6 protein-coding genes are annotated in these 5,426 nt (G+C 64.7%); all 6 read right to left on the bottom strand.

The features are described 5' to 3' along the window. Nucleotides 1-505 (bottom strand): ABC transporter ATP-binding protein (locus RT028_RS06420; protein ID WP_312933659.1); only part of this gene is annotated, 505 nt, incomplete at its 3' end. 3 nt (nt 506-508) lie between these two features. Next, nucleotides 509-1,342 carry a carbohydrate ABC transporter permease gene (locus tag RT028_RS06415; protein WP_312933658.1) on the bottom strand — a complete coding sequence of 278 codons (834 nt, stop codon included), beginning with the start codon at nt 1,340-1,342 and terminating at the stop codon, nt 509-511. Beyond that, nucleotides 1,335-2,243, bottom strand: coding sequence for a sugar ABC transporter permease (locus tag RT028_RS06410; RefSeq protein ID WP_312933655.1), 909 nt, complete (start codon nt 2,241-2,243; stop codon nt 1,335-1,337). Before RT028_RS06410 ends, RT028_RS06415 begins: the two co-directional genes overlap by 8 nt. Nucleotides 2,244-2,329: 86 nt before the next feature. Beyond that, complete coding sequence (locus RT028_RS06405; RefSeq protein WP_312933653.1) at nt 2,330-3,592, bottom strand: ABC transporter substrate-binding protein; 1,263 nt, start codon at nt 3,590-3,592, stop codon at nt 2,330-2,332. Nucleotides 3,593-3,829: 237 nt separating this feature from the next. Beyond that, the gene (locus tag RT028_RS06400; RefSeq protein WP_312933651.1) at nt 3,830-5,293 is read right to left on the bottom strand and encodes an ATP-binding protein; all 1,464 of its coding nucleotides are present in this window, start codon (nt 5,291-5,293) and stop codon (nt 3,830-3,832) included. After that, a partial coding sequence (locus tag RT028_RS06395; protein WP_312933702.1) for a helix-turn-helix domain-containing protein occupies nt 5,274-5,426 on the bottom strand: 153 nt, incomplete at its 5' end. The genes RT028_RS06400 and RT028_RS06395, both read right to left, overlap by 20 nt.

Genomic DNA, 5,426 nt, shown 5'->3' with positions numbered 1-5,426 from the left:
TGGCGTCGAGGTTCGACAGCGGCTCGTCGAACAGGTAGATCTGCGGCCGCCGCGCCAGCGCCCGGCCCATGGCCACGCGCTGCTGCTGGCCGCCGGAAAGCTGGCCCGGCTTGCGCTGCAGCAGGTGCTCGATCTGCAACAGGCGCGCGACACGGCCCACCTCCTCGTCGATGGCCGCCTTGGGCATCTTGCGAATCTTCAGGCCGAAGGCGATGTTTTCGCGCACGGTCATGGTCGGGTACAGCGCGTAGGACTGGAACACCATGGCGATGTCACGGTCTTTCGGGCTCATGCCACTGATGTCGACGCCATCGACCAGGATCTCGCCACCGCTGATGTCTTCAAGCCCGGCGATGCAGTTCATCAGGGTGGATTTGCCACAGCCCGAGGGGCCGACGAGGATCAGGAACTCGCCCGAATCAATCGCCAGGTCGATGGCCTTGAGGGTGTCTGGCAGACCGCTGCCATAGCGTTTGTTGACGTTACGAAGTTGCAAGCGTGCCATGTGTCACCCCTTGACCGCGCCAGCCGTAAGGCCGCGCAGGAAATATTTGCCAGCGACCACGTAGACCAGCAGGGTCGGAAGCCCCGCGATCATCGCTGCCGCCATGTCGACGTTGTATTCCTTGACCCCGGTGCTGGTGTTCACCAGGTTGTTCAGGGCCACGGTGATGGGCTGCGCATCGCCGCTGGCGAACACCACGCCGAAGAGGAAGTCGTTCCAGATCTGGGTGAACTGCCAGATCAGGCAGACCATGATGATCGGCACCGACATCGGCAGCAGGATGCGCGTGAAGATGGTGAAAAAGCCTGCGCCATCCAGCCGCGCGGCCTGCACCAGGGCCTGCGGCACGCTGGCGAAATAGTTGCGAAAGAACAGCGTGGTAAAGGCCAGGCCGTAGACGATGTGCACCAGCACCAGGCCCGTGGTGGTGCTGGCCAGGCCCAGCTTGCCAAGGGTGAACGAGGCCGGCAGCAGCACCGTCTGGAACGGCAGGAAGCAGCCGAACAGCAGCAGCCCGAAAAACAGCTGCGAACCGCGAAAGCGCCACATCGACAGCACATAGCCGTTGAGCGCACCGATCAGGGTCGAGATCAGCACGGCTGGCACGGTGATCTTCACCGAGTTCCAGAAATAGCCGCCGACGCTGTCCCAGGCCTTGAACCAGCCGATGCCGGTGACCACGTCAGGCCAACTGAGCAGGTTGCCGGTGCGGATGTCCTCGGGCGATTTGAAGCTGGTCAGCAGCATCACGATCAGCGGAATCAGATACACCGCACAGGCCACCAGCAAGGTGAGGTAGATGGCCAGGCGGCTTGCAGACAGGCGACGGTCAGTCATGGCGCTTGCTCCGCAGCTCGGAATACAGGTACGGCACCAGGATCGCCAGGATGGCGCCCAGCATGAGGATGGCGCTGGCTGAACCCATGCCCATCTGCCCGCGGCTGAAGGTGAAGTTGTACATGAACATGGCCGGCAGGTCGGACGAGTAGCCCGGCCCGCCAGCGGTCATGGCCGCCACCAGGTCGAAGCTCTTGATGGCGATGTGCGCCAGGATCATCACCGCACTGAAGAACACCGGGCGCAGGCTCGGCAGCACGATGCGCAGGTAGATGCGCGGCAGGCTGGCGCCATCGACCTGGGCGGCGCGAATGATCGACGGGTCGACCCCGCGCAAACCGGCCAGAAACAACGCCATGACGAACCCCGAGGCCTGCCACACGGCCGCGATCACCAGGCAGTAGACCACCCGCTCCGAATCGACCAGCCAGTCGAAGCGAAAGCCCTCCCAGCCCCAGTCACGCAGCAGCTTGTCCAGGCCCAGGCCGGGGTTGAGCAGCCACTTCCAGGCGGTGCCGGTGACGATCATCGACAGCGCCATGGGGTACAGGTACACGGTGCGGATGAACCCTTCACGGCGGATGCGCTGGTCCAGCAGCACGGCCAGCACCACGCCGACCACCAGGCTGATGCCGATGAACAGCCCGCCGAAGACCATCAGGTTCTTGCTGGCCACCCACCAGCGGTCGTTGGCCATGAGCTTGGCGTACTGGGTCAGGCCCGCCCACTTGTAGCTGGGCATGAAGCTCGACTGGGTGAAGGACAGCACCAGGGTCCAGAGGATGTAGCCGTAGAAGCCCACCAGCACGATGAGCATGCTCGGGGCCAGCACCAGTTTGGGAAGCCAGCGCTGCAAAGCGTCCAACGGGGACGCACGGCGAGGCGTGGTCGCAGTGTTCATGGCGAGTTGTCCAGGAAGGGAAAGACAGGCATGAGGCGGCCCAGCCGTGCGGATTTGCTACCCGCAGCAGCTGGGGCGATCAGCCATCAGCGTGCGGCGTTGATGGCCGCGTTGAGCTGCTTGGCGGCCTTGGCCGGGTCGGCTTTGGCGTCGTTGAGGAAGTTGGTCACGACATCGAAGATGGCGCCCTGCACAGCCAGGGTCGAGGCCATGTTGTGCGCCATGCTCGGCTGCAGCCCTTCACCCTCGCTGGCCTGCTTGAAATCCTTGGCCGAGCGCTGGGTGCAGGCGTCGAACTGGCTCATGTCCATGTCCTGACGGACCGGCAGCGAGCCCTTGTTCTGGTTGAAGGCCGTCTGGAAGGGTTTCTCCAGAGCCACCTTGGCCAGGTCGTTCTGCGCCTTGATGTCGTCTTCCTTGGTCAGCTTGAACATCGCCAGGGAGTCGATGTTGTAGGTGAAGCTGCCTTGGGTGCCGGGGAATGGCACGCACACGTAGTCGGTGCCGGCGACCTTCTTGGCCGCGGTCCACTCGCTCTTGGCCCAGTCGCCCATGATCTGCATGCCGGCCTTGCCGTTGATCACCTCGGCGGCGGCGATGTTCCAGTCACGGCCCGCGCGATTGGGGTCCATGTAACCGGCCAGGCGCTGCAAGGTCTTGAACGACTCGATCATCTGCGGGCCGGTCAGGGTGGCTTCATCCAGCTCGACGAAGGCCTTGTGATAACCCTGCGGGCCAAGAATGCTCAGCACCAGGCTCTCGAACACGGTGCTGTCCTGCCAGGGCTGACCGCCGTGGGCCAGAGGCTGGAAGCCGCCGGCCTTGAGCTTGTCGGCGGCGGCGAACAGTTCGTCGAGGGTTTCCGGTACCTTGGCCCCGGCTTTCTCGAAGACCTGCGGATTGATCCACAGCCAGTTGACCCGGTGAATGTTCACCGGCACGGCGACGTAGTGGCCGTCGTATTTCCAGATCGGGGTGAGCTTGGCAGGCAGCAGCTGGTCCCAGTGGTTGGCAGTGGCCACATCGCTGAGGTCGGCGAGCAGGCCCAACGCGCCCCAGTCCTGGATGTCGGGGCCCTTGATCTGCGCGGCAGCGGGCGGATTGCCGGCCACGGCGCGGGTCTTGAGCACGGTCATGGCTGCCGCGCCGCCACCGCCAGCCACAGCGTTGTCCTTCCAGGTGAAGCCGTCTTTTTCGATCTGCTGCTTGAGGGTGCTCACGGCCGCCGCTTCGCCGCCCGATGTCCACCAGTGCAGGACTTCGACGGTGCCGTTGTCAGCAGCAACGGCGCTCAGTGGGAGGGCGCAAGCGAGGGATACGGCAGTAGCCAGGCGGGTAAGTGCATTCATGAGGGAAACCTTTCTTTTTGTTATGCCAGGCAAGTCGTGTGCTTGCGCTTGCATCGGAGTCTAAACAGGCGGATGGCAGCGCCAGGTAACAAAGCGCTGTGTAATTGTCACCAGCTGGTGACATTGGTGAGGGACAGCTGCCAGCGGACGTTGAAGGTCCAGCACTGTGGACGACTGCGAAGGCCAGGCTGCGCCGGCTTGACCACGCGCGCCAGGACCACGGCCTGGCCACTGCGATCACTCTGCGCTGCGCGGCAAGCTCAAGGTCACGCGCAGGCCGCCCTGGCGCAGGTTCAGCAGGCTCACTTCGCCGCCGTGGCTGTGGGCGATGTTGCGCGCGATGCCCAGGCCCAGGCCGTAGCCCTGCTGCTGGGCAGACAAGCGCACATGCGGCTCGAACACCTGCTCGAGACGCTGCTGCGGCACGCCAGGGCCCTGGTCATCGACCTGCAGCACGAAGCCGCTGGCGCTGTCGAGAATCCGCAGGTGCGCGCGCTCACCGTACTTGATGGCGTTGTCGATCAGATTGCCGATGCAACGGCGCAGGGCCAGAGACTTGCCCGGGTACGGCGCCAGCGCGCGACCCTCGAGGGTGATGCGACCGTCGCGCAGGTAGGGCTCGGTGAGCATTTCCAGGACCTGATTGAGATCGATGGGCTCGATGTTCTCGTGAATATCGGTGTCCTTGACGCACTGCAGCGCGCCCTTGACCAGCAGTTCCAGCTCATCCAGATCGCGGTTGAAGGTGCGCTGGGCGTGCTCGTCTTCGAGCAGTTCGACACGCAGACGCAGGCGCGTGATGGGCGTGCGCAGATCATGGGAAATGGCGCTGAACAGCTGGCTGCGTTCGGTCAGGTAGCGGCTGATGCGCTCGCGCATGCTGTTGAAGGCGCGCGTCACCTCCACCACTTCGCTGCCACCGCCACCGGCCAGTGGCGGCACATCGGCGCCCAGCGACAAGTCTCGGGCCGCGCGCGCCAGGCGCTTGAGCGGGCGGGTCTGCCAGTGCACCAGCAAGCCGATGAACAGCAACAGCAAGGCCGTGGTGAGCACGATGAAACCGATCTGCTGACGCGGCAGGCCTTGCTCCTCGAGGCCGGTGTAGGGCTCGGGAAGCAAGGAGGCGATGTACAGCCATTCGTGCTCGGCAAGGCGGATCTGGATCACCAGCACTGGCGGGTTGAGTGGCTCGAGGGTCAGTGCATAGTGCGCCCAGGAGCGCGGCAGCTCGTCCAGTTTCAGGCCGCTGTTGAAAATGCGCAGTTCCTGGGGTTTGACGAATTCGACGGTGAAGTCCATCTGCTGGCCCAAACGCTCGTGCAGCACTTCATCGAACACCTCCACGACGGTTTGCTTGCGCGCGGTCAGCGCCAGGTGCGGCATGTCCAGCGGCCGATCATTGAGCGAGACGAAGAAGCGGGTACCGCCCATGCTGCGCAGCTGGTCGAGCACCATCGGCCGATAGGCCACCGGCAAGGATCGGAAATAGCTGACGCTGGCCGTCATCGAGTGCGCCAGGCTGCGGGCGCTGGCTTGCAGGCCCTGCAACTGGCTGGCGCGCAATTGAGCGACCCAGATCAGGCTCGACAGGCTCTGCGCCAGCAGCACCACCAGCAAGGTGAGGAGCAGCATGCGCCCCAGCAACGAGCGCGGCAGCCACCGCCCCAGCCTCGAGCGCGCCTCAGGCACTGGGCCGGACATCGGCGGCCAGCACGTAGCCGCTGCCGCGCACGGTGCGGATCAGGCGTGGCGGTTTGTCGGTGTCGCGCAGGCGCTGGCGCAGGCGGCTCACGGCCATGTCGACGATGCGATCGAGCGGCATCGGCTCCCCCCC

It is taken from the genome of Pseudomonas sp. (assembly GCF_032058845.1).
Lineage (GTDB): Bacteria > Pseudomonadota > Gammaproteobacteria > Pseudomonadales > Pseudomonadaceae > Aquipseudomonas.
Note: the sequence above shows the minus strand (reverse complement) of the source record. Positions and strands in the feature narration are given on the sequence as shown.

Excerpts from the sequence above, each read along its gene's own strand:
- RT028_RS06415 (WP_312933658.1), bottom strand. The coding sequence starts at position 1,342 with ATGACTGACCGTCGCCTGTCTGCAAGCCGCCTGGCCATCTACCTCACC.
- RT028_RS06410 (WP_312933655.1), bottom strand. The coding sequence starts at position 2,243 with ATGAACACTGCGACCACGCCTCGCCGTGCGTCCCCGTTGGACGCTTTG.
- RT028_RS06405 (WP_312933653.1), bottom strand. The coding sequence starts at position 3,592 with ATGAATGCACTTACCCGCCTGGCTACTGCCGTATCCCTCGCTTGCGCC.
- RT028_RS06400 (WP_312933651.1), bottom strand. The coding sequence starts at position 5,293 with ATGTCCGGCCCAGTGCCTGAGGCGCGCTCGAGGCTGGGGCGGTGGCTG.